Origin of the sequence: Mycobacterium sp. pV006 (assembly GCF_041287115.1) — a bacterium.
Taxonomy (GTDB): Bacteria; Actinomycetota; Actinomycetes; order Mycobacteriales; family Mycobacteriaceae; genus Mycobacterium.
The window spans coordinates 76,815-100,798 of record NZ_JBGGKT010000016.1 but is presented as its reverse complement, the minus strand read 5'-3'; the positions used below and the strand labels follow the sequence as shown (position 1 = coordinate 100,798).

Sequence of the window (23,984 nt, the reverse complement as noted above, 5' to 3'; positions counted from 1 at the left end):
CATGTAAGGACCGCTCAGCACGGGATGATGTAGCTCGGCGGGGTGGTGTAATCGAGCCATTTCCCATAAGCGCCGCCACCCGCCGCGCGCACACCTCGACAAACTTCCGCCGCCGAGAATCCGGCCGTGCGATAGACGGCGTAGATCGGATCCCCTTCGTCATCTGCTTGACGCAGGGACGGACAGGATTGGTCTGTGCGCAGGTACGACGCCCCTGGGTATCTATTCAGAAGATCCTGGATGCCCTGCGCGTACTGACCAGGGGTCGTGACGTTACCCAGCACCACGATCCCTTGGCCGTTGCACAGCGGTCGGCTCATGGGGGTACGCAACCCCAGATCACCTGCCGGGGCGGAAGGTGCTGCGGTCCGTGACGGGGGTGGCAGGGGCCGCGGAGGCGGTGCCGCCGGCGGTGGGTTTACGGTCGCGGTCTCCGTCACCGTCTCCGTACGAGGCGGCGGTATCACTGACGGCTCCCGCTCATCCCAGGCGGGGCCTGGCGATTCCGTCGGACCGGCTGATTGTTGGGGTGAGGTCTGCTGAGCCAGTTTAGCGCCGACGAACGCGATGACGCCGACGGCCAGGAGCGCGGTAACGGCAAGCACGACTACGGCGGCGCTGTTCATCGATCTGCTGGACGTCGTCGACGAGGCAACGGGAAGCTGTGGCTCGGTACCACGGGGTGCAGGCGGGTAAGTGCTGAGCGCCATCTGCGTGCCCGCGGTGGAGACGGCCCATGCCGCATCCCCGTGGCCCAGCGCCAACGCGAACTCCCGGCAAGTATCGAAACGGTCCAAAGGACTCTTGGCCAGCCCCCTATTCATCGCTCCGTCCATGGAGGCCAGGTCTGAGCGGACGCTGCTCAATGACGGCGGAGTGGCAGAAATATGGCTGCCGATCACCGCGGCAGGATTCGAGTTGACAAAGGGCTGGCGTCCAGTAAGGAGGTGGAATGCGGTACAGGCCAACGCATACTGGTCTGCACGGCCGTCGATGCGGTCGCCCCGCAACTGCTCCGGCGCCGCGTAGGCCACAGAGCCAACGGTCATGTTGGTGGCGGTCAACCCGTGGTTCTCATTGACTGCCTTGGCAATTCCGAAATCTGCCAGCAGGATTCTTCTGTCACCCGCCCGACCTTGGGCGATGAGAATGTTCGCGGGCTTGACGTCCCGGTGCATCAAATAACGCTCGTGGGCATAATCGAGTGCGTCGCCAATCGCCGAAACGATTTCGAGCGCGTCCTTCGCCGGCATTCCGTAGGGGTAGCGGTCGCGAATCAATCGCGCTGCATCCGCTCCCTCCACGTAGTCCATCGCTATCCACAGTTGGCCGTCGCACTCACCGCGGTCGTGGACAGCGACGATGTGGGGGTGCCACAGGGCAGCAGCCATGTCCGCCTCGCGTGCAAACCGCTCGCGAAACTCCGCGTTTGCGCTCACCGATTGCGGGAGGATCTTCAACGCTTCCAGTCGGGGCAGCCGAGGGTGTTGCGCTAGATAGACCTCGCCCATCCCCCCGCTGCCCAGGAGGCGGATGATGCTGTAACCAGCAAATTCCGCACCTTCTCTCAAGGGCATGCCCAATCGTACAAAACTAATTTCTGATCAACACAGGCAAAGGGCCCACGGCTTGATCGGAACTACTGCATCCACCGCCGAAATGTGCGTATGGTTGCCGCTATGGAAGCGCCACCGCCGGTACCTGACGACGGTGGTATCAGTTTCGACCGGCGTCGCCTACTCCGGCTGGCGGGAACCGTTGGCCTGACGGTAGCCACACTGGGCGCCTGTGCGCGTTCCACTACGGCCGCCCAGCCGACTTCGCCCACCAGCTCGCCTCAGCCACCGCCACCGTCGGCAGCACCGATGCCAGCGCCACCACCACCTGACGTTCCGGCCAGCACACCAATGGTGGAGCCAATGTCTCGCCTCATCCTCTGCCGCGACGCCTGGGGCGCGCGGCCGGCGCGACCCGGCGGGATCCCGCACACGCCGAACCGGTTGACCATCCACCACACAGCCGTAACCCTCGGCGCCAACAGCAACGCACCTAGCCGCCTCCGTCAGCACCAGCAGTACCACCAGGACACGCACGGCTGGATCGACATCGCGTACCACTACAGCGTGGACCGGAACGGAAATATCTACGAGTTGCGGAACCCCGAATTGGTCGGGGACACCGCCACGAATTATGACCCGACCGGACACTTCCTCGTGTTGTGCGAAGGAAACTTCGACGAGGAACAAGTCACCGAGGAACAACTCAACGGTGCGGCGCTCGTTTGCGCGTGGGCGGCTCAGCGGTACAGCATCTCCACCAGCACGCTCGCGGGTCATCGGGATGCGACCGCCGACACCGCATGCCCCGGTTCAACTCTGTACTCCCACGTGACATCAGGCGATCTACAAAGCAGAGTGGACGGGCTGCTGGCCGCCGGGCCTGTCGAACTTTTCACAGCCTGTGGCGCCGAGGCTTTGCAGGCTGTCGCCGATATCGAGGCTGGACTCCTCTAGTCAACCGCGCATAACGTCGATCAAGCCTGGACGAACCTGCTCCCAGACAGACACCGGGTCCGAGCCTTTGAGGACTTCGATGGTCAATATCGGTATCCCCCGGTCTCGTCCGAAGTAGGAACCGAGGGATCCCGGAGTCGGAGCGAACGCGTTCGATTCTTCTATTTGCATTCCGCTTGCCGCTGCGAAGCGCTCGGCCATCTCGCGTGCCGGTCCGTCAAAGTTGATGAACTGCCGCCCGGACCAAGAGTGCGCGACGATGACGAGCTCGGGGGCGATCGCGTTGATCGTCTCTGCCACGACGCGTGCTTCTGGCTCACTAAGCGGCTCTGGGCCGTTGGAGGGGTCTGCACCGTTGAAGTTGGACGCCGGGAAGTTGCGGTTCACGTCCACCCCACGCGCATTTTCCCGCGTACCTGCTGCGCGGCCGTCGGGGTTCGCGTCCTCGATGATCGTCAGCGTGACGGAATCGGACAGTCCCGATGCCTGAAATTCGGCGGGCAACTCCGCAGTTGTGACCGTCCCTTCGCTCTCGTCACCGTGGATGCCTCCGATGAACAGCACTTTGCGCGGCCCTTGTCCGAGTGTCATCGCCCGGATCGGCCTGCCTTCGACAGACTGACCCAGAACCTGCCACCCGGCCGGCACGGCAGTCGGCACTGGCTCACCCTTTGCCGGTGAGCTCACGGTGCTGCTGGGTGTCGGCGTGGAGGATGCCACCGCAGTCTCCGGGGATGACATCCCGCATCCTGCGGCACCGCCCAGAACGAGGGGCATGACTGAAAGGATGGCCCCGCACCTCAGCCTCGTGCTCAACACTCCGGCATTCCGATCGGTCTCTTTAGTGTGGTGTACACGAGATTCACTTAGGCACCGTTGAGGAGTCGATACCAGATGCTGCTCGAACCATGCCCGCTGCTGGCGCGGGAATCTCCCAGGGTGTAGCAGCCTACCTGTACGCTCATGCCGTCTTGTAAGTCGTTGCGATACAGTCGGTCTGCCTCCACATAAGGCGCAGCTCGTTGCTTGACGCCACACGAGCCGCCCTCATCGCAGGTGCCGACGATCGTCGCTTCCCAGTAGAGGACTCTTGTGGGAGAGGTAGGGACTGGCGGTGCTGGCGTCACAAGTGTGGGCCGTGGCGTCTGAGTCATGGTCGGAGAGGTTGTTGTCGGCGACGTCGGTGGTGGCATCGATGGTTCAACATATGACGGCGCGGGTGTCGCGTTCGGTGTCGGTTCACTCGATCGCTCTCGAACAACCAGGTAGATGGCCAAGCTCACGGCGACCAGCGCGAGCACCAACACGGAAGCTGTCAGGACAGGCAATGCCATCGTCCGGCCTGTGCTACGTGAAGCTACGTCCTCGTCTTCTGCCCCAGCAGTTTTCGGGATACTTGCGGAATGCCATTCGCGGCCGTTCCAATACAGGGAACGCGTGGCTTCATTCGGATCTGGATACCACCCCGGAGCCAGCATTCGTGTACCTGTCGCGGGATGTCCCGGACCGATCGGCGCGATCCCCGTTGCAGCTGATGCCGCTGATAGTTCGGATTCGTCGGTGGCTCGATCCCGCAACGCCAAAGCGAAATCGGTACAAGTCGGGTAGCGATGGTCGGGGTCTTTCGCGAGTCCCGCCGCAATGATGTCCTCAAGAGGGGCCAGCTCGGATCGGGTGGCCGAGAGTGCAGGCGGCGACGCTTTGATGTGCCGTCCGATCACAACCGCTGGATTTGAGTCGCGAAACGGCGGCGACCCCGTCAGGAGGTGGTACGCCGTCGCGGCCAATGAGTACTGATCAGCTCTGCCATCCAGTTCTTGCCCCATCAGTTGTTCGGGAGACGCGTAATCGACAGTCCCAACCGTCATGTTGGTGTCTGTGAGGCCGCTGTTGTCGTCCACTGACCGCGCAATACCGAAGTCGGTCAAGAGAACCCGCTGAGGTCCGTTATCCTCCCGGCGGGCAAGCAGGATGTTGGAGGGCTTCACATCGCGGTGCAGCAGACCCTTGGTGTGGGCATAGTCCAGGGCCGATGCGACAGCCTCCACTATCGTCACCACTTCCTCAACCGGCATGCCGACTGGGTACTTGCGGGCAATCAAGCTCCCCGCATCCTCGCCGTCGACGAAGTCCATCGAGATCCACAACTGGCCGTCACACTCGCCGCGATCGTGCACACCAACGATGTGCGGATGCCACAACGTCGATGCCAGGTCGGCTTCGCGCAAGAAGCGCTCCCGGAAACTCGGGTTTTCGGCAACGTCTGCTGTCAGGAGCTTCAACGCGTCGCGCCTGGGCAGTCGAGGATGCTCGACCTGGTACACCTCGCCCATTCCGCCGCTGCCGAGCCGGCGCACGACGGTGTAGCCGGCAAACACCTGCCCCTCCCCCAGCGACATGACGCGATGTTACCCGCCGGCCGAACCGCCTGCGCAACCGATGACTCACGGAGCGGGGTCATCGGATCGCACGCTGCGGTGTAATTGCCGGCCTCAATCATCCCGCCCGATCCACCCCGCCGACACCCGTCATCGCTTTAGGCTGGCGTCATGCGCGACAGCCGTCGCACACCGGGGGTGGTGGTCGCCCAGCTGGCAGGGTGTTGCCTGTTGGCCGGGCTGCTCGTCGCGGCGCTGATGTTCCCGCTCGTCGGCGGTGCGGGGACGGCGATCATGCGCGTATCCGCCTCTGCCAGTGAGGAATCCACACAGCTGATCGAGGGTGAGGTGCCCGCGGTGTCCACCATGGTGGACGTCGAGGGCACCCCGATCGCGTGGCTCTACGAGCAGCGCCGCTGGGAGGTGCCCAGCGACCGGATCGCGAACACGATGAAGCTGGCTATCGTCGCGATCGAGGACAAACGTTTCGCCGAACACAACGGCGTCGACTGGCAGGGCACCCTGACCGGGCTGGCCGGCTACCTGCGGGGCGACCTGTCCACCCGGGGCGGGTCCACGCTCGAGCAGCAGTACGTCAAGAACTTCAACCTGCTGGTGACGGCGAAGACCAACGCCGAGCGTCGCGCCGCCGTCGAGATCACTCCGGCACGCAAGTTGCGCGAGATCCGCGCGGCCCTGGCGATGAATGTGGCGATGCCCAAGTCGGAGATCCTCGCGCGCTATCTGAACCTGGTGTCGTTCGGCAACGGCGCGTTCGGGGTGCAGGACGCCGCGAAGACCTACTTCGGCATCAACGCCGCCGACCTGAACTGGCAGCAGGCAGCGCTGCTGGCCGGCATGGTGCGCTCGACCAGTTCCCTGGACCCGTACACCAACCCCGACGCCGCGCTGCAGCGGCGCAACCTGGTGCTCGACACCATGATCGAGAACCTGCCCGCCCAGGCCGACGAGCTGCGCGCCGCCAAAGCGCAGCCGTTGGGGGTGCTGCGGCAGCCCAGCCGGCTGCCGCAGGGCTGCATCGCCGCCGGGGACCGCGCGTTCTTCTGCGAGTACGCAATGGCCTTCCTGGCCCGGGCCGGGCTGAGCAAGGAGGACGTGGCACGCAACGGCTACCTGATCCGCACCACCCTGGACCCGACGGTGCAGCGCAGCGTCAAGACCGCCGTCGATGACGTCGCCGCCCCCACTACCGCCGGTGTGGCCAGCGTGATGAGCGTGATCCGGCCCGGCAAGGACAGCCACGACGTCGTCGCGATGGCCGACAACCGGACCTACGGCCTGAACCTCAACGAGGGTGAGACGGTCCAGCCGCAGCCGTTTTCCCTCGTCGGGGACGGCGCCGGCTCGATCTTCAAGATCTTCACCACGGCCGCGGCGCTGGACATGGGGCTGGGCATCAGCGCCACACTGGACGTACCGCAGGCGTTCCGCGGCACCGGGCTGGGCGACAGCAGCGACCCGGGCTGCCCGCCCAAGACGTGGTGTGTGCGCAACGTCGCCGGGTTCGCCGGCCAGATGAACGTCACCGATGCGCTCGCGAAGTCACCGAACACCGCGTTCGCGAAGCTGATCGCTCAGATCGGCGTCCCCCGCGCGGTGGACATGGCGGTAAGACTCGGCTTGCGGTCCTACGCCGAACCGGGCACCGCGCGCGCCTACGACCCCGACACCCACGAATCCCTCGCCGATTTCGTCAAGCGGCAGAACCTCGGATCGTTCACCCTCGGCCCGCTGGAACTCAATGCGCTCGAGCTGTCCAACGTGGGAGCGACGCTGGCCTCCGGCGGCATGTGGTGCCCACCGAACCCGATCGACGCGGTCTTCGACCGGCACGGCCGCGAGGTGGAACTGGCGACCGCTCCCTGCGAGCAGGCGGTGCCCGAGGGGCTGGCCAACACGTTGACCAACGCGCTGGGCAAGGACCACATCAGCGGCACCGCCACCGGCGCGGCCGGATCCGTCGGCTGGGATCTGCCGATGGCCGGCAAGACCGGCACCACCGAGTCACACCGGTCCTCGGCCTTCCTCGGCTTCACCAACCGCTACGCCGCCGCGAACTACATCTTCGACGACTCCCCCACCCCGTCCGGTCTGTGCTCCTACCCGCTGCGGAAGTGCGGCAGCGGAGACCTCTACGGCGGAACCGAACCGGCCCGCACCTGGTATGAGGCGATGCAGCCGATCGCGGAGCACTACGGCCCGATAGCCATGCCGCCCACCGATCCGCGCTACGTCGACGGCGGCCCGGGTAGTGAGGTGCCCAGCGTGAGCGGCCTGAAACTGGATGCCGCACGGAAGAAGTTGTCCGACGCCGGTTTTCAGGTGGCGCCCGAGCCGACCGCGGTGAACAGCAGCGCTGCTCGGGGCTCCGTCGTCGGGACGACGCCGCGTGGCAAGACGATCCCCGGCTCGATCGTCACGATCAACACCAGCACCGGCTTCGTCCCGGCGCCGGTCTACCGGCCGCCGCCTCCGAGCGCGGCGCCGCCTCCACCTCCGCCCGGTGCGCCGCCGCCTCCGCCGGCGAACGTCATCGAGATCCCCGGTCTGCCGCCGATCGTTCTGCCGTGGGCGCCACCGCCTCCGCCGCCTCCGCCTCCGCCGGCGCCACTACCGCCTCCGCCGCCGCCCCCGCCTCCGCCGCCTCCGCTGGCGTAAGCGGTCCACGGAATGTCATAGGGCGGATCTACCGTCGGAATCGCTATGACAAGTCTGCAAGTCCGGGTCGCGGAGATCGCCGCGGCGACGCTGGCCGACCAGCACTTCGTCGCGCCCGTCGACGTGCTGGTGGGTTTGGGGTGGCTTCTGCCGTCGCGGCTCAATGCTTGGATGCGAGGCGTGGTGACCTCGCTGGACCGCTGCCTGCGTGTCGACGACCACGATGTCGCTGACGCGTTGGATGCCCTGCGGATATGGGCTCAGGCACAGAATCTCCTGGAGTGGGAGACCAACTATGGCGGTCTGGCCTTTACCGCTGATCGCAGCCCGGAGGCTGAGCGTATCTTCGGAATCCGCTGGGCCCGCGCGGAAGAGCCGGCACCGCGGTTGCCGATCCGGTCGGCGGAGCCGGGGATCCTGGCAGTTGACCACGCGTGGGAATGCGGTCGCTGCGGAGAGTCGGGTGACCTGTTGCTCAGGGATAAGAACGGTGGCATCTGCACCGCGTGCGCCGGACTCGGCCACCTGGCGTTTCTACCGCCCGGTGACGCCGCCCTGACCCGCCGCACCAAGAAGGCCAGCCGACTCACCGCCCAGGTGTTCCGCTGGAACGCGCGGCGCTTTCGCCATGAACACCAAGGAATTCTGACCGAACCCGTCGCGATCGAAACGGCCGCTCGCGAATGCCTGGCCGACCCTCACCGACTACGTCGTAAGGCGATCGTCGACGAACGCCTACGCATCGAGATCGCCGACATCATCCGTGCAGAGTTTCCGGGCTGCCCGTCCGTCCGTGTCGAGGCGATCGCCTACTACATCGCGGTCCGCAGCCGTGGGCGTCTTGCCCGTTGCGATTCAACCGATCTCGACTCAGTGCGGCTGGCCCTCACCGACTTCGTCCGCCATACCGACACCTGCTACGACGACATGCTGCTGCGCGGCTTCGACCGCAACGAGTCGCGGCAGAAGGTGCAGCCACGCCTCAATCGCATCCTCGACGCGTGGCGCGACGGGGTTACCGTCCTCGACGCGTGAGCCGTCGAATGGTCATTCGTCCTGTCGTCGATGCCGCGGGTGGGCGCGATACTCCATGGACTGCTCGCGCCGGACGGGCCATCGCTTCGCGGCCTGGAAGGCGATCAAGTACAGGAACGCAAATAATCCGGCCGTCATTACGGTGACAATCGCGAACTGTAGATACTGCCCACGCGCGATCTTGTAATCCCAACTGGCATCACCGAGTCCGCCGATGACAGACAGAAAGATCAAGAAAGCCAACCCTATTGCTGCGACCCACCATTCACCGTCGCTGAAGACAAACGCGAAGATGTTGCCCGCAGAGATCGCCATCGTGAAGACGACGAGCCACCACATCTTAGGTGCGGTGAGGTAGCCACCATAGGAGTCGGGCGCCTGGTCGTAATCGGGATCAATGGCGCTGCCCTCATCGGTACCGGCAGGCCGCGGTCGGTTGTCTTCCAGACCAAACGTCCGAACCTTGCCCCCGATCTTCACAAACCTGGTTCGGGTGTACGCGTGCAGCACCATCACGGCCAGTAGTGAGAATGCCACCACGAGACCACCGCGCCAGTCGTCCTCGGCCAGCAGGAAACCGGCTCCTACGAGGATTGCGGTGCAGGTCCAGAAGATTCGACGCTGCCGAGATTCGTCACCAACGACAAATGACTGGCCGAAGGCTATGACAACGCAAACACCCATGATGATGAGCAGCAATTTGCCGTCGTTAGACACCTCTTTTTACCTGCCCATCATCCATTCGACGACTTCCTCGCCGCCAATACCGCCCGCTAGGGCACCCAAAAATCCGACGGCCAGGGTCCCTTGTGGTCCTACGAACGAACCCCAAAGTGCCCCGGCGGTCCAGCCTCCTACCCAAGCACCGGCCGTGCGGCCACCAAACCTGGCGAATTCTTCGTCTGGCGGTGCGCCGTTGTAGACGTCGTAACCTGTGGCAAAAGCGTCTACGACGGTTCCGGCCAGCCCCAGCCTTGACCCGAACGCCTTCAGCGCCTCCGCATCTGCGTGCGACCAGACGGGCGCTGTCCCCCAGTGACTGCCGGTCGGTAGACCGCGCGCGTCGGCTTTCGTCCCCTCCCCCATCGCGCTGGCGTACGTCGCCAATGTTCCTGCGGCGTCGCGCAACACCTGCGCGGGTGACTTCCCGTTCTGAATCTCCCGGACCGCGCGTTCGGCACCGTCCTGGGAGACGCCGGCCTGGGTGAGCTGGGTGGCCAGTTTGTCGAGGACCATCGCGCGGCCGTCGACCTCCCACGCATTGAGCATCCGCGTCGCCTGGTCCGGTGTGAGCGTGCGTCCCGGAATAGCGTTGGGAGACTCAAGGACCTGCTGCATCTGCAGCCTCGCTTGGGCACGGGTGCGGGCGTCGCCACCAAGCACGGTGTCGGCGGGCAGCGGACCGGCGAACTGAGCCATCCGATGATCGTTGAGTCGCTCGCCGGCCAGGTGCACCTCGTCGACTCCGGCTGCCGGATCGTCGATTGTCGCGTGGTCGCGCAGCCGCCCCGCAGCGGATTGCTTCTCCGGTGTCCAGGGACCGGGTGAGTTCACCAGCGCCTCGTCTGCGCCGCGTTGGCTCCGTTCGTAGTGGCGGGCCTCGGCGTGCGCGTGCGGATTCGTCGCAACGTCGCCGACACCGTCCACCGCCGATGCACCGTCGGGTCGGTATCCCTCGGCGGCCATTTCGACCTGTGCGGCGTCGAGTCGCTCGGCGTACGCGTCGCGCACGGCATGCATCTCGCGGAGGCCCTGCTCGGTCGCGTCGATCGCGGCCTGCAACAGGTCAGACCACTTCGGGGTGCGGCCCTCCACCATGGCGATCGCGATTTCCCGGTCGATCTGGTCATCGATCATGCGCAACCTCACCTCGAGGTTGCTGATCGCGATGTCGGCGCTGCGCTGCGCCTCGGCCAACGACGCCGACACCTCTTGCAGGTCGACAGCGATCCGGCTGAGCTGTTCGCGACTCAGCTGTAGGGACTCGGTAGCCCGACGCACCTCAGCGGAATCGTTGATCGGGTGGTCACCGCCGTCCTGGCGATCCCAGGCCTCGGCGAAGCGCTGCCTGGCGGCCCAGAACTCGTCGCTGGTCTCCTGACTGCACAGACCCGCATCATAGAAGGCCGACGCCAGTCCGCTGATCTCCCCGGGTGAACCGCACTGCAGGGTCTTGTTCACCTGCCACGGATCGCCGCCGGCGGCACCGGTGAGCTCACCGACGTCGAGGTGTCTCAGCAGCAGCGTCATCAGGCCGAACGGAGACCCGCTGACCGCACACCCGCACCGTTGACCTCGTCCTGCCGCACGAAGACGGCCGCGGCCGAGGTGGCCTTGTCCGCAAGGACCGCGAGCCCGGCGCCCTGGTCCTGCATCACCGCGACGTGCGTCTGGCGTGCCCGTCGCAGGGTGCGGTCCAGTCCGTGCGCCGCGTCGAAGTCGCCGAAGATGCCCGACGTCAACTCGACCGCGGCGAATCGCTCCGCCCCTCGTTGAGCGATCTCGCCGGCACTTCCGGAGAACTGGGCCCCGCAGCGCAGCAGATCGGTGTCGACAAACATCAGAACCCCCTCCTCACCGCTGATCAGGAACCTTACCGAGGGTCGACCGGGGGTCGACGCATCAATTTCCAGTTAAAGCATCGACGGATGCGCCCGGCGCGTCCTACATTCACCGGGTGCCTTCCATGAAACTCCCCACCGCATCGAGGTCACCGCTCCGTCGACGACTGCTCCCGGTCGTCGCTGCCGCCGCGCTGACCGCCGGGTGTGGACTGACCGGAACGGCCTCGACGGAAGCGTCGGCCGAGAGCGGTCGGATGACCGTCGACGGGCACACCCAGATGACACGCACGGTCAAGTGCACGCAGAGCGAATGGCTGCTACAGATCGACGCGACCGGAAACCAGGGCGCCCGTGCACGGGCGCTGGTGGAGCTGGGCGGCCCGAAGCCGTTGGTGACGAGCGTCAACATTGAAGGCGTCGACGACCACCACGGGGTGGCCGGAGCGGACCTCGGCGAGGCGAAGGCCTCCGTCGTCGACGGCGACGTCTACACGATCTCGGGAACCCTGGTCGGCAGCGACGGCACCCCGGGCCAGTCCCGCGATCTGCCGTTCGAGTTCAAAGCGCCCTGCTGAGCTACATCCGCGAGTAACGAGGCAGCGCGACGGACCCTTCAGCTCGTCGTGAGGCAGCTTGGGTAACGGGGTGGCGAAATCCGCAGCCAAAATCGCCAAGCGGTTACGCAACTTCTCGCGCATACGGCCGAGGCGAACCAGCTACATCCGCGAGTAGCGGGTCAGCGCAAAGCTGTACAGGCCGTAGGCCGCGAAACCGACGGCTGCGGCAACCAACATCACCTGTCCGAACTGCACGTCGCCGATGGCCTCGACCGCGGCGTCCAGCCCGGTGGCCCGCGTGGGGTCGTGCAGAAACGTCGCGCCGATCACCGAGGTTCCAGCGGCGAACAACACCAATCCTTCGGCCACGTGTCCGGCCATCCCCAGCACGATGATCAGCCGCCCACCCGGAACCGTCAGATCATCGAGGAACTTCTTCGACGCCCCCTTGTAGACGAAGTAGCCGCCGAACCCGGCGATCGCCAGACCCACGGCCACCAGGACAACCTGTCCGCCGTCGGTCTGCATCAGCCGCGCACTCAGGCCCTCGGCCCGCTCGGTACCCTGCCGTCCCACCCCCAGCGCGAACTGCACCGCCGCGAACGCCAGCGCGATGTAGAGCAGCGCCAGCCCGAACGCCTTGAGGCGGTTGACAAGTGGGGATTCACGCATGTGGGCGAAGCTGTGCTCCCCGGGGTGTAAGCCCAGCACCGTCTCGGCCAACCGCCACAACGCCAGCGCCAGAAGGCCGAACGCGACGATCCACAGGGAGGCCTCTCCGCCGGGCTGCTCGGCCAGCGTGGCCAGTGCCCCGGTCTGGTCGGCGTCACCGGAGGACCCGAACGCGATCTGCACGATGATGTAGGCGATGAGGACGTGCAGGAGTCCGTTGACGGGATAGCCGGCGCGGGCGATCCACTCCACGGTGCGGCTGTCGGTGGCCCGATTCACCGCGCCCTTGAAGCTCATGAACCGCCCTGCCCTGACACCGGAGTCAGTTACCCGGCGCTCCGGCGGACGAAACTGGACCGCTACTCCAGGTCGAACCGGCCCTCGCGCAGCCGCTGCGCGACACGGCCGTCGGCCAACTCGGCGCGGTCCTCGGGATGTCGCCAGTAGTGACGGACGAGCCAGTACAGCGCAGCTCCGCCCGGGAGATACACGTCGGCCATGGAGATGATCTCTTCGCGGCCGTCACGCAGTCGAAGGACCACCGCGCGATGAGCTTTTCGTGTCGTCGCGTGGTCCGCAACATCGTCGATGTCGTCCCACTCGAACAACCTCGTCGAGAGGATGTCAGTATTCTCCACCATGGCCGGGGTCAGTTTGACGTGACCCGCCTCTCCACGGCGCCCCGCGACGATCAACCCAGCGATGCCGATGAAGGTAACCATTCCAAAAGCGATCGATCCGAAGATTCGCATCCCCGCGTTGAGCGGCAAGTCGATCCAGCCCAGCGGGACGAGAAACGTGAACAACACCCCGCTTGGGATGAACGCGACGATGCCGATGAATACCGTGATGGTGAATCGCCGGTCCGGCGCCACCCAGAAGCCCGTCGCATCCGCGGTTGTCCGAGGAGGCATGCGACCCGCCCGTACCATCGCCACCGCCACCCCCATCGACACGATGAAGACGACCGGCCCGATCGCCACCGCGGCTGTCAGATAGCCCCCGCGGATTGCGGCCGTCACGGCCCAGTACAGGTACGCCGCCGCGGCGCCGAGTCCGACAATCGCGGCAAGTGTGAAGAACCCACGCGACCGGTTCCAGCCGGGCGGCTCCGGCAGATCTACTAGGGACACTCCACATCTCCGACGACCAACACTCGTGCGATTCTGCCGCACGTCCGACCGACCCCAGAGCGCTGATTTCGGCCCCCTCAGCGCTGCGTGTCGAAGTTGATGACCTTGCCACGGTTGATCGAGACCCAGTCCCTGGCCTCCAGATACGGCCGGAGCGTCTCGGTGATCGCCTGCTGGTCGGCGGGCGTCTTCGGCCGCTGCAGCTCGTAGAGATGCGGGAATTCCGTCCACGCGACGACGGCGTCCCACAGCCGCACCGCCGCCTCGTCCAGCGGCGGATCGATCAGCACCGGGCCGAACAAGCACTGCCCGTCGGGGAAGAACAGCGTCGGCACCCCGTAGCCGCCGGCGTCGACGACGCGCTGATGGTCGGCCATCACCTCGTCGCTGGTCGTCGGATCGGCGATGGCCTGGTCGACCAGTCCGGGATCAAGGCCGATCTCATCCAGAAGGACTCGGGCGACGGCCTTTTCGTGCGGCTTGTGTCCTTCGACGTGCAGGGCTCGGGCCGCGCGCTCGTACCATGCGTCGACATCGGCCATCGAGTGTCGGCGCAGCAGCGCCCCGATGCGCATCATCGACCAGCCGTAGGACCACTCCCGTTCCCACGGGTGCTTCTTGCCCTCCTGACGGTTGATCTCCTCGAGGCTGAAGAACCGCCAGTTCACTTCGAGACCGGTGCGATCACGCACGGCGCGGATCCACCGCGACGTCTGATACGCGAACGGGCACATGACGTCGAAGTGGAAGTCGACGGAGACAGGTCGCGCAGTCACATCGTGAACCTCAGGTTGCGGGCGGCGCGGTCACCAAGAGCGTCGTCGCCCTCCCACCGGACTGCTCCGGAGTCGATCTGAGCCTGCGGATCAATTCGGCCGCAGGCGAGCTGGATGAACGTCGTGGAGTCGGTCGTCACGGTCACGTCGGGGTGGTCCAGGTGGTCGACGCGTGCGGCTCGGCCGTCGACAGCGACGTGCAGCTGGCGGACGATCGGTCCGGTGAGGTTGTACGTGAGGCTTTTGCCCTCGGGCAGACCGACCTTCTTGCCGACGATGTAGCCGATCGAGTTCTCCACCTGGGCCAGCGCGATCTCCGCCGCGACGCCGGTGTCGTCGGTGGCCCGGCCAAGCGGGGTGGTGATGTCGCGTTCATGCACCCAGATGTCGAAGACGCGGATCTGGAGAAAGCGACCGTAGGTGCCCGGTCCGACGGGGGTCCAGGAGGGGCGGTCGAGGTCGGCGCTGGTCAGTGCGGCCAGATCGCGCCGGCGCAGGTCGAAGACCGCGCGCATCTTCTCCAGGTACGGGGTGGTGTCGGCGAGGAACTCCGTGGCCCGGTCGAACGGCGGCAGCGACGTGTCGTCCTGCGGCAACCAGCCGGCCAGAACCGCCTCGATGCTGACGACGTGGTCGAAGACGCCGCGGACCGTCCAGTCCGGGCACAGTGACTGCGTCTGCCACTCGTCGTCGTCGAGGTCGGCGCACAATGCTTCCAGCGCGGCGTAACAGTGCTCGAGGGCGCCGCGGATCTCATCCAGGCTTCGGGTGCTCGGGGTCGTCACGTCTCCTCTCTAGCGCTGAGACGGCCTTACCGCGGCAAAACGCCCGAAATGACAGCCGACTGTGCGCTAGCGTCGTGGACAACGGCCGACGCAGGGGCACACATGGCTGATTCCTGGGAACTGATCCTCCACCACACCTACCAGGGCACGCCCGGGGTGATCTTCGATCACTCGCCGCGGCGCGGAAGCCACGGCACCGCAGTCAACCTCGTCGACGCCGACTTCCACACCGATGGGGCAACGCTCGGATCCGGCGCAGTCTTCTTCCACAGCGGGGCGAAGATCGTCGTGCCCCCGACGGCGGGCTGGAACCCGCTGACCGGTGTCCGCGGGGAGGTCGTCTGCCGGTTCGACACCGCCGCGGGCATCGACGTCCTCATCGATGCCCGCTCGTTCTACTTCTACCGGCGCAGCGGCGCCCTCGGCTGCTGGTTCGACGAATCCCCGCACCAATACACGGACATCACAACGGATCTCAACGGCATCGGCCCACCGGTTTCCCTGCCGGTCGGCCAGTGGGTGCGTCTCGGCTTCTTCCACGACGGGGTCTCGACGGTCGAACTGTCTGTCGACGGCACCCCGGTCGCACGCATCGTGCGGCCGCTGTGGCCCGTGAAACCAGCCGACGTCGTCGCCATCGGCGACTTCGTCACCACCCCCTCGCCGTCTGCGTCCGGCATGTCGGGGCGCATCGACGAGGTGCGGGTCTGGCGGCTCGACCCGGACCGCGTCGGCCGTGCCTTCATCGACCGGCCGATGGACCCGGTCACTGCCGATTGCTGGGCCACGTGGTTCGAACAGCTCGCCGCCGCGTTCGATGCGCTGGGACAGAACAACAGCGACTGCCCGGGCCGGATCGCCGCCCTGATCGCCGCCGCGGTCCACCACGGCGGGGCCGACGCATTGACCCGCTCCCCGCAGAGCCGCGCGACCTGGCTGCAGGCCGCCGCGGACTATCAACAACACTGGGCGGCAGGTGATCTCGCGGCCATCGCACCGATCATCATGTCGCTGACCGCATCACTGCAGTCCGAGGGCGTGGACCCAACCCAGGAACCGGCGATACAGGAACTGCTCGGCGACCCCTGTTGGAAGCAGCTGCTCTCGTTGGTGCCGCCGCTGACATGCGACCCCGCGTTCACAGATCTACTCAGTGACGGAGCCGGCGCATGGTGACCCGCAACGCCCTCACCTCCGGCAGCAGCGTGACGAACGCGCTGTCCTACAACAGCGACATCGTCACACCCGCCGGCCAGGCGCTGGTGCTGGCTTTCGTCGTGAGTTTCCGTCCCGCCCTCGGTGGTACGCCGTCACTGCCGACGCTGTCCGGTAACGGTCTGCCGTGGCGGCAGGTGCAGACCGTGCTCGGCGGCGCACAGGTCAACCGGCGACTGAGCTGTTTCCGCGCCATGGGACCGGCCCCGACCACAGGTCCGGTCACCATCGACTTCGGCGACCAGACCCAGGATCTCTGTGCCTGGTCGATCGTGGAGTTCACCGGGGTTGACACCGACGGGGCGGCGGGCGCGGGCGCGATTACGCAGAGCCAGATCGGGACAACGTCCGGTTCACCGGTGACGTTGACGTTGACGACATCCGCGGACCCGCTGCGCAACGCGACGGTCGGCGCCGTCGTGGTCGAGCTCGTCAACAACGTGGCCCGTCCGGTCACCCCGGACCCGGGCTTCACCGAGATCCACGAAGTCATGCCGCGCCAGAACCTGGGGCAGGGCGCGACGCTGCAAACCCAGGCAGCCGATGTCGGCGCCTCCACCTGCGAATGGTCCTGGGCCGGAACAGAAGACGCCGCAGCGATCGTCATGGAAATCAAGGCGGCACCGGTCGTCACACCGCCGCCACCCCAGGGCGATCCCAGAGAAATTCTCGCCCGCCGCTTCGAACCGGTGCTGTTCTTCCATCCCGACGAGGTGTTCTTCCCGTCCGATACCAAAAGGTTCGTCGAGGCCGCCCAATTGTGGAGCGCCACTGCACCGTTCGACAGCCCGGGCCGGTGGGGCGGGCCACCGGGCACACCGTTCCCGCGCCAACCCGAGGTCCCGGCCGGCCAACTCCGAGGACTCCCCACCGAAGGTGGGACCTACCTGGGTGGACCCGGGCTACTCACCGCCGGACCCAACGACGAGCGTTTCCTCGACGTGGGCGGCTGGAAGGACAAGGACCAGGTTCACCACACCGGCGTGTTCCCCGGCAAGGTCAATGTCTACGCCGACCGTGGCGAGATCGCCGACCGGTACGCCACGGACCTCGAACCCAGCCGCTTCTGGTATCACGCCGAGGTGTTCGACACCGACCGCCTCAGCAGACTGGCCGCGACAGTCACCACCCCCAACCTCAGCAGAATTGTTGCACGCCTGGATAATCCGGCCCTGCTCTGCTACTACCTGTTCTTCCCTGCGCACGTGGAAACTGTCGGTGCCGGCGCCTGCCCGAACGTCGAGGCACAGGAAGTCGGGTGTCACGCCGGTGACTGGCAGTGCATGGCGCTGCTCCTCGAAGGCGACGAAACGGGTTCGCCGCAGAGCTTCACGCCCAGGTTCTTCGGGCACACGGGGTTGCGGCCGGCACCCATCGGTGCACAAGGCTTTCGGCCGCATGCGTTCGACGACGATCGCCGCACGGTAATCAGCGTCGAGGCGTGGCGGGCCGGTTCGGCGACGGCACCGATTCAACCGGAGGTCATCGACGACCATCCACGCCTGTATGTCGCGCGCGGTTCACACAGCCTCTACACCACACCCGGCCAGCACGACGTCCGGCCCTACCCGTCCCCACCCGCGCACTGCGCCCTATTCGATGAGCCCCCGGTGATTCCCGGCGGGGACACGTCCCCGGAGCCCTCCGACGCGGTCCTCGTGGCGAAGTTGGTCGCCGGCGCTCTCCTCGGCGCGCTGGGACCGGCGCTCTTCGCGGCATACCTCGAATTGGTCGCCTCCGCCGGTGGGGGGTACCTCGAGAGCGCGACTCCTGGAGATCCCCCGACCCCAGACCAGGCGCCCGCCGCACCAGGCGAGGGCCGCACCGTCAAGCCGGCGAATCTTCCCGTGCCGGATGCGGGATCGGACGTGCAGGACTGGCGCACCCAGGAAGGGTTCTCGGCGAACGGCAGGACCTACGGCTTCGTCGTCGACCGGGCCACCCAGGTGTGGTGGCCGTCGGACGACCTGCAGAACGGTTTCCGCGGCCGGTGGGGGCAACGGGTGATCGACGATCTGGTGCAACGGCGCTGCGGCCCGAAGTTCCCGGAGTACTGGAAGATGTTTCTCACCGCCGTGGCCGAGGGCGACGCCAGAGGCCTGCTAACGCTCTAGAGTTCGGCGTAAACCGCCGCCTCGAAGGTCAGGATCGTCTCGACCATCTTGTCGTCGAAGAAGGGCAGCAGCTGCGTCGCGATGACCGCGCCGATGCCTGCCTTTCGGTCGATCCAGTAGAAGCTGTTGAACAGACCCGACCAGTCGGCCGAACCAGCGCTGCGCATGCCGGGCAGGTCGGTCAGGTACAGATGAAAACCCAGACCCCAGCCCTGCGGCACATCGAGCAGAGGTGCCGGTTTGGCCAGCTCCGGGATGGTCGGCTCCAGCAGCTTGGGCAGCGGCGCACCGTCGAGGTGGTCGCGCAGCGCGAGTTCCACCGTCTCCTCCTTGAGGATGCGTGCGCCGTCGAGCTCTCCACCGTTGAGCCAGGCCCGCACGAAGCGCCCGTAGTCGCTGACGGTGCCGTACGACCCGTGGCCGGCGGCGTCCCACTCCGGCTGGGCCGGCAGGTCCAGATCGGTGGCGAGGAGGCCGCCGTCCGGCGCCCGAAAACGGATGGGCAACAACCGGCCCCGCTGCTCATCGGTCGGATCGAACGTCGAATCCGTCATGCCGAGCGGACCGTAGACGTGTTCGGCGAGGTAGTCGGCCAGCGACCGGCCGCTGACCGCCTCGACGACCATGCCCACCCAGTCGGTGCTCACGCCGTACTCCCACACCGTGCCCGGGTCGTGCACCAGCGGTGCGCTGATGCTCTGCTTGATGCCCTCCAGCGGATTAGGGAAGCCGTGCTCGGTGCAGTACGTGAAGAGCTTCTCGTTGAGGAAGTGGTAGCCGCAGCCGGCCGTGTGGGTCATCAGCTGACGGACCGTCGCCTGCGTCTTCGGCGCACGCAGGACCGGCTCGCCGGCCTCGAAACCCTCGAGCACCTGGAGCTCGCCGAACTCGGGAACGATCGACGCGACGGGCGCGTCCAACTCGACGCGGCCCTGCTCGACGAGTTGCAGCGCCGCGGTAGTCGCGACGGCCTTCGTCATCGATGCATTGCGAAACATCGTGTCGGGCCGCGCATCTCCGGCCGCACCCTGGTACAGGACACCGTCACGACCCACCACGGTGGCGGCCACGCCGTGCAGCGCGCCTTCGGCGGTCACGCCTTCGAGAAGCTCGTCGATCCGTTCGAAACCCAATGCGATCTCCTTTTCTCACGCCCGGAACGCGGACCCGCGCTCCCGGTCCAGGTAGGTGTCGGACTTGTTGCGCAGGAAGAAGATGTACACCACCAACGACACCGCGACGCACACCGTCACGTAGCCGATGAACAGCGGCACCCGGTCCTGCTCCTTGAGCGCCTGGTAGATCAGCGGCGCGGTGCCGCCGAACGCCGAGTTGGCCAGCGCATAGCCGAGCCCCACACCGAGCGCGCGCACATGCGCGGGGAACAACTCGGATTTCACCAACGCGTTGATCGACGTGTATCCGGTCAGGATGATGTAGCCGCCCGCGACGATCGCGAAAGACACCAGCGGGGACTGGGTCTGGGGCAGGAATGTGATCAGCACGTAGGTGTAGAACAGGGCGCAGGTCCCGAAGAACACCAGCAGCGGCTTGCGGCCCACCTTGTCGCTGATCATGCCGCCCACCGGCTGCAACAGCATGAGGAAGATCAGGCCGATCAGGTTGATCCAGGTGGCGGTCATCGCGGCGTCGGTATAGGTGCTCTTGACGATCGCCGGCGCGTTCACGCTGTAGGTGTAGAACGCAACCGTGCCGCCCATGGTGATCAGGAAGCACAGCAACAACCCGCGCCAGTGCTGCGTCACCAGCTCACGCATCGACCCGGCGGCCCGTTCCTCACCGGCTGTCGCCACCTCGATGACGTCCTCAGACAGCGTCTCGTCCATCGTGCGGCGCAGCCAGAACACCACCACCGCGGCCACGCCACCGATGGCAAACGCGATGCGCCAACCGAACTCCCGCAGCTGGTCGTCGGTCAGGAACGACTGCAGGACCAGCAACGTGAACTGCGCCAGTACGTGGCCGCCGACGAGCGTCACGTACTGGAACGACGAGAAGAATCCGCGCCGCTCCCGCGTCGCCGCCTCCGACATGTACGTCGCCGACGTGCCGTACTCGCCGCCGGTGGCGAAGCCTTGTAGCAGCCGGGCCAGCACCAGGATGATCGGCGCCGCGATGCCGATCGATGCCTGCGACGGCACCAGCGCGATGATCAGCGAGCACAACGCCATCAGCGACACGCTGACCGTCAGCGCTGCGCGCCGGCCGCGACGGTCGGCGAAGCGGCCGAAGAACCACGACCCGATCGGTCTCATCACGAACGTGATCGCGAAGATCGCGTACACGTACACCGTGGAGTTCTTCTCCGATGCGGCGAAGAACTGGCCTTCGAAATACGTTGCGAAGACCGTGTATACGTAGACGTCGTACCACTCGACGAGGTTGCCCGACGACCCGCGGATGGTGTTCCAGATCGCGCGGCGGGTCTGCGCCGCGGTGGACCGGGGCAGCGGGGTCGTGGTGGTCGAGGTCATCGCCGTCCTCTCATCAGTTCCGACGCCACCCTGCCGCAACGCTGACCCCGAGGGTGAGGAATTCGCGAAAGTGTTCCCAGCGTCGTGATCCGTGCTCGGCAACTACCGTGAGTGCACTTTTGCGCCGCCGAGCATCGCTCACCGGAAGCCGGACTCCAGCGCGGGTTCCGCCGAGTCCACGCTGCCGTTGCTGGAGATGGTGAGCTGATCGGGCTGCACGTCGTAGCGCGCCCCGTCGGCCGGGTTGACCGCGACGTACCCGTCCCCGGAGCGACGCACGTTGTCGATGCGGATGTTCGCGCCGTCGCGCAGGCGCTCACCGCGGTAGTAGAGGTCGCCGTCGGAGGTCTCGCAGATGATCGCCAGCGACAACGACGTCCGGATCATCGCCGTCGGGCTGCTGCCCGACGCGCACCGCGCGGTGTGGCCCACGAAGCCTTGCGCATCGGTGCCCGAGACCCCCGACACCGGCGCGGCGCTGGTGCCGGGTGCCGACGACGACGTCTGCGGCGGCGCGGACAACCGCGGCGACGTCGGCGCGGTGTCCCCACCGAACACCAGCACCACGGCCAGCACCAGGGCCGCGACGAACAGCACGGCCGTCGCGGCCATCAACGCCACCTGTCCGCGGCCGAAGCGCCGCCCCGACACCGGCGCGGGCGAAGCAGGAGGAGGCGGTGGGGGCGGCGGGTACGGCGCGTACCCAGTGGCCTCGGGGTTCGGATACACCGTGGAGAACTGGCGCGTCGACCCCGGACCCTCCGGTGGTGACGGCGCCGACAGCGCCGCCGACGCGGCCTGGGCCAGCTCACCGGCCGACGCGTAGCGGTCGCGCGGCGTCTTGGCCATGCCGCGGGCGATCACGTCGTCGAACGCGCGGTTGACGCCGCGGCGCATGATGCTGGGCCGCGGCGGCGGGGTGAACATGTGGGCACCCATCACCTGCCGCAGGTCCCCGGCCGAGAACGGGGCGCGTCCGGTCAGCGTCTCGTAGAGCAAGCAGGACAGCGAGTACACGTCGGACGCCGGGCCGCCGCGGTCACCGCTGAACCGTTCCGGCGCCATATACGCACTCGAGCCGACCACCAGGCCGGTCGAGGTGACCGACGCCTCGCCGCCGCCGTGCGCGATGCCGAAGTCGACCAGGTAGGCAAAGTCGTCGGCGGTCAGCAGCACGTTCTCCGGTTTGATGTCGCGGTGCACCAGCCCGTTGGCGTGCGCGGCGTCCAGCGCCGAGGCGACCTGCCGGACGATCGCCACCGCTCGTTCCGGCGGCAGCGCGCCCTCGGCACGCAGCACCTCTTTGAGGCTCGCGCCGTCGACCAGGCGCATGTCGATGTAGAGCACCCCGTCGATCTCACCGAAGTTGTGCACCGGGATGACGTGGGGCTCCTGCAGCCGCGCAGCCACCCGGGACTCGCGGCGGAACCGCTGCTGAAAGCTGGGGTCGGCCGCCATCTCCGGCCGCAGCAGCTTGATCGCGACCATCCGCTCGCGCGCGGTGTCATAGGCGCGGTACACCTCGCCCATCCCGCCGACGCCGATCAGCGACTGCAGCTCGTAGGGCCCGAACCGGGTGCCCAACCGGAAGCCGCCTTTCATGCTGTCCTTTCGTCTCGACCGCCTCGTAGGCTTCCCGGATCGCGCACCCGCCTAACGCCGGCCTAACGCAAGGTCAGCAGCACCTCACCAACGCCTCCAACTCGTCGGCGAACCGGTCGGCCAGATCCCACAGGTCGTCGACGAGCGTAGGACACGAGATGATCCCGACGTTGAGCGTGTCCGCCAGCGACATCACGGTGATGTTGAGGCCCGAGCCGTGGAAGATCGGACCCAGCGGATACAGCGCCTTGACCTCGGCGCCGCAGCTGTACAGCGTCGTGGGCGGGCCCGCGACGTTGGAGATCACCGCGTTGTGGATCGCGGTGTTGCTCAACGGCGCACGCGACAGCACGCCCAGCAGCCACGTGTAGCCAGTGCGCGAGATGCTCTGCGCCAGGTCGATCAGCAACGTCGGCCCCAGTGACCCGCTGTGATCCTTTGCCCGCGTATTGGATTCGGCGATGGTCCGCAGCCGCTCGGCCGGGTCGTCGATGTCGGTGTGCAGGTTGCAGAACATCCCCGACAGCTGATTGCGCCCCGGCCGGTCGGTCATGCCGTGCACCGACGCCGGGACCACCGCGATCAGCGGCTTGTCGGGAAGCTCGTCGCGGTCGGCCAGGAAGCCGCGCAGCGCCCCCGAGCACAGCTCCATCACCACGTCATTGACCTTGACACCGAAGGTGTTCTTGACCTTCTTGACGTCGTTGAGGTTCAGCTGCGCCAGCGCGATGCTGCGGTCCCCGGTCAGGTGCGCGTTGAAGCGGGTGTGCGGCGCGGAGAACGGCGCGGCCATCGCCGAGCCGGTGACCGCCCGGTTGACGGTCTTGGCCACCATGGCCGCGGTGGTCGGAATCGCCCGGGTCAGCTGCAGCGGCCGGGTCAGGAACCGGACCAGTCCGTCCACCGCGATCTCCAGCCGCGACGCGTCACCGGGCCCGTCCACCGGGTCCGGCGGCGCCGCGTCGGGTTCGACGTCGAGCAGCTGGTTGAGCAGGTTGGCCGCCGACACCCCGTCGACCGCCGCGTGATGCACCTTGATCATCAAGGCCAGCGAGTTCTCGCCGGTGCCTTCGATCACCCACAACTCCCAGAGGGGTTTGGTGCGGTCCAGTCGTGTCGAGGCGATCTGACCGCACACCTCGGCGAGCTCCTCGCGCCCACCGGGCGCCGGAACCGCGACGCGGTGCACGTGGCGGGACAGGTCGAAGTCCTTGTCCTCCACCCACACCGGATGATCGAGATTCAAGCTGCTGTCGCCGAGCTTGGTGCGAAACTCCGGCACCGCGGGGATCCGTTTGGCCAGTTCGGTGCGGAACTTCTCGTAGCTGTATCCGCCCGGAACCGTCGAGGTGTCCAGCTCGAGCACCGAGCACACGTGCAGCGGTACCGCCGCCGATTCGCTGTACAACAAACCCGCATCCAGACCACTGAGCCGTTCCACCCACCCGACGTACCCCCATTGACAA

The 23,984-nt window shown here is 66.6% G+C and carries 20 protein-coding genes; 6 read left to right on the top strand and 14 right to left on the bottom strand.

Features of this window, described 5'->3' with window-relative positions:
• Positions 1–14: 14 nt before the first annotated feature.
• On the bottom strand, positions 15–1,577 hold the full coding sequence (locus ACAG25_RS21110) for a serine/threonine-protein kinase (protein WP_370490438.1): 1,563 nt from the start codon (positions 1,575–1,577) through the stop codon (positions 15–17).
• 342 nt (positions 1,578–1,919) lie between these two features.
• Here ACAG25_RS21110 and ACAG25_RS21105 point away from each other — a divergent pair, with 342 nt between their 5' ends.
• The gene (locus ACAG25_RS21105; protein WP_370490431.1) at positions 1,920–2,513 is read left to right on the top strand and encodes a peptidoglycan recognition family protein; all 594 of its coding nucleotides are present in this window, start codon (positions 1,920–1,922) and stop codon (positions 2,511–2,513) included.
• Here ACAG25_RS21105 and ACAG25_RS21100 read toward each other — a convergent pair whose 3' ends face one another.
• Positions 2,514–3,173: a M14 family zinc carboxypeptidase gene (locus ACAG25_RS21100; protein ID WP_370490430.1), complete on the bottom strand. Its 660-nt coding sequence runs from the start codon at positions 3,171–3,173 to the stop codon at positions 2,514–2,516. It abuts the gene before it with no gap.
• A 206-nt stretch (positions 3,174–3,379) separates the two neighbouring features.
• Positions 3,380–4,912 (bottom strand): protein kinase, encoded by a 1,533-nt coding sequence (locus tag ACAG25_RS21095; RefSeq protein WP_370490429.1) that lies wholly within the window; start codon positions 4,910–4,912, stop codon positions 3,380–3,382.
• Between the two features lie 150 nt (positions 4,913–5,062).
• Between ACAG25_RS21095 and ponA2 the strand changes: the two genes are divergently transcribed.
• Positions 5,063–7,570, top strand: a complete 2,508-nt coding sequence (gene ponA2, locus ACAG25_RS21090) for a transglycosylase/D,D-transpeptidase PonA2 (protein WP_370490428.1) — start codon at positions 5,063–5,065, stop codon at positions 7,568–7,570.
• 183 nt (positions 7,571–7,753) lie between these two features.
• Positions 7,754–8,605: a DUF2293 domain-containing protein gene (locus ACAG25_RS21085; protein WP_370490427.1), complete on the top strand. Its 852-nt coding sequence runs from the start codon at positions 7,754–7,756 to the stop codon at positions 8,603–8,605.
• 12 nt (positions 8,606–8,617) lie between these two features.
• Here the strand turns inward: ACAG25_RS21085 and ACAG25_RS21080 are convergent, their stop codons facing one another.
• From ACAG25_RS21080 to ACAG25_RS21070, 3 genes are read right to left on the bottom strand one after another with little or no spacing between them, the layout of a single operon-like run.
• Positions 8,618–9,322, bottom strand: a complete 705-nt coding sequence (locus ACAG25_RS21080) for a hypothetical protein (protein ID WP_370490426.1) — start codon at positions 9,320–9,322, stop codon at positions 8,618–8,620.
• A 6-nt stretch (positions 9,323–9,328) separates the two neighbouring features.
• On the bottom strand, positions 9,329–10,855 hold the full coding sequence (locus tag ACAG25_RS21075) for a hypothetical protein (RefSeq protein WP_370490425.1): 1,527 nt from the start codon (positions 10,853–10,855) through the stop codon (positions 9,329–9,331).
• Entirely contained in the window at positions 10,855–11,166 is a 312-nt protein-coding gene (locus tag ACAG25_RS21070; RefSeq protein WP_370490424.1) for a DUF2563 family protein, read from the bottom strand. Before ACAG25_RS21070 ends, ACAG25_RS21075 begins: the two co-directional genes overlap by 1 nt.
• A 125-nt stretch (positions 11,167–11,291) precedes the next feature.
• Between ACAG25_RS21070 and ACAG25_RS21065 the strand changes: the two genes are divergently transcribed.
• Complete coding sequence (locus ACAG25_RS21065; protein ID WP_370490423.1) at positions 11,292–11,744, top strand: lipoprotein LpqH; 453 nt, start codon at positions 11,292–11,294, stop codon at positions 11,742–11,744.
• Between the two features lie 141 nt (positions 11,745–11,885).
• Here ACAG25_RS21065 and ACAG25_RS21060 read toward each other — a convergent pair whose 3' ends face one another.
• From ACAG25_RS21060 to ACAG25_RS21045, 4 genes are all read right to left on the bottom strand, one after another.
• The gene (locus ACAG25_RS21060) at positions 11,886–12,695 is read right to left on the bottom strand and encodes a DUF1206 domain-containing protein (RefSeq protein ID WP_370490422.1); all 810 of its coding nucleotides are present in this window, start codon (positions 12,693–12,695) and stop codon (positions 11,886–11,888) included.
• A 62-nt stretch (positions 12,696–12,757) separates the two neighbouring features.
• Positions 12,758–13,381 carry a hypothetical protein gene (locus ACAG25_RS21055; RefSeq protein ID WP_370490421.1) on the bottom strand — a complete coding sequence of 208 codons (624 nt, stop codon included), beginning with the start codon at positions 13,379–13,381 and terminating at the stop codon, positions 12,758–12,760.
• A 227-nt stretch (positions 13,382–13,608) separates the two neighbouring features.
• Positions 13,609–14,307 carry a DsbA family protein gene (locus ACAG25_RS21050; RefSeq protein WP_370490420.1) on the bottom strand — a complete coding sequence of 233 codons (699 nt, stop codon included), beginning with the start codon at positions 14,305–14,307 and terminating at the stop codon, positions 13,609–13,611.
• Positions 14,304–15,092 carry a maleylpyruvate isomerase N-terminal domain-containing protein gene (locus tag ACAG25_RS21045; RefSeq protein ID WP_370490419.1) on the bottom strand — a complete coding sequence of 263 codons (789 nt, stop codon included), beginning with the start codon at positions 15,090–15,092 and terminating at the stop codon, positions 14,304–14,306. Before ACAG25_RS21045 ends, ACAG25_RS21050 begins: the two co-directional genes overlap by 4 nt.
• 102 nt (positions 15,093–15,194) lie before the next feature.
• Between ACAG25_RS21045 and ACAG25_RS21040 the strand changes: the two genes are divergently transcribed.
• Together ACAG25_RS21040 and ACAG25_RS21035 are read left to right on the top strand one after the other, a co-directional pair.
• Positions 15,195–16,268 (top strand): LamG-like jellyroll fold domain-containing protein, encoded by a 1,074-nt coding sequence (locus ACAG25_RS21040; protein ID WP_370490418.1) that lies wholly within the window; start codon positions 15,195–15,197, stop codon positions 16,266–16,268.
• Positions 16,262–18,421 carry a hypothetical protein gene (locus ACAG25_RS21035; protein WP_370490417.1) on the top strand — a complete coding sequence of 720 codons (2,160 nt, stop codon included), beginning with the start codon at positions 16,262–16,264 and terminating at the stop codon, positions 18,419–18,421. Before ACAG25_RS21040 ends, ACAG25_RS21035 begins: the two co-directional genes overlap by 7 nt.
• Here the strand turns inward: ACAG25_RS21035 and ACAG25_RS21030 are convergent.
• The 4 genes from ACAG25_RS21030 to ACAG25_RS21015 form a co-directional block, all read right to left on the bottom strand.
• Positions 18,418–19,554 carry a serine hydrolase domain-containing protein gene (locus ACAG25_RS21030; RefSeq protein ID WP_370490416.1) on the bottom strand — a complete coding sequence of 379 codons (1,137 nt, stop codon included), beginning with the start codon at positions 19,552–19,554 and terminating at the stop codon, positions 18,418–18,420. The two genes, ACAG25_RS21035 and ACAG25_RS21030, sit on opposite strands and share 4 nt — an antisense overlap.
• Before the next feature lie 15 nt (positions 19,555–19,569).
• Positions 19,570–20,916 carry an MFS transporter gene (locus tag ACAG25_RS21025; RefSeq protein ID WP_370490415.1) on the bottom strand — a complete coding sequence of 449 codons (1,347 nt, stop codon included), beginning with the start codon at positions 20,914–20,916 and terminating at the stop codon, positions 19,570–19,572.
• Positions 20,917–21,054: 138 nt separating this feature from the next.
• Complete coding sequence (locus tag ACAG25_RS21020; RefSeq protein WP_370490414.1) at positions 21,055–22,518, bottom strand: serine/threonine-protein kinase; 1,464 nt, start codon at positions 22,516–22,518, stop codon at positions 21,055–21,057.
• 73 nt (positions 22,519–22,591) lie between these two features.
• Positions 22,592–23,959, bottom strand: coding sequence for a wax ester/triacylglycerol synthase family O-acyltransferase (locus tag ACAG25_RS21015; protein WP_370490413.1), 1,368 nt, complete (start codon positions 23,957–23,959; stop codon positions 22,592–22,594).
• Between the last annotated feature and the right edge of the window lie 25 nt (positions 23,960–23,984).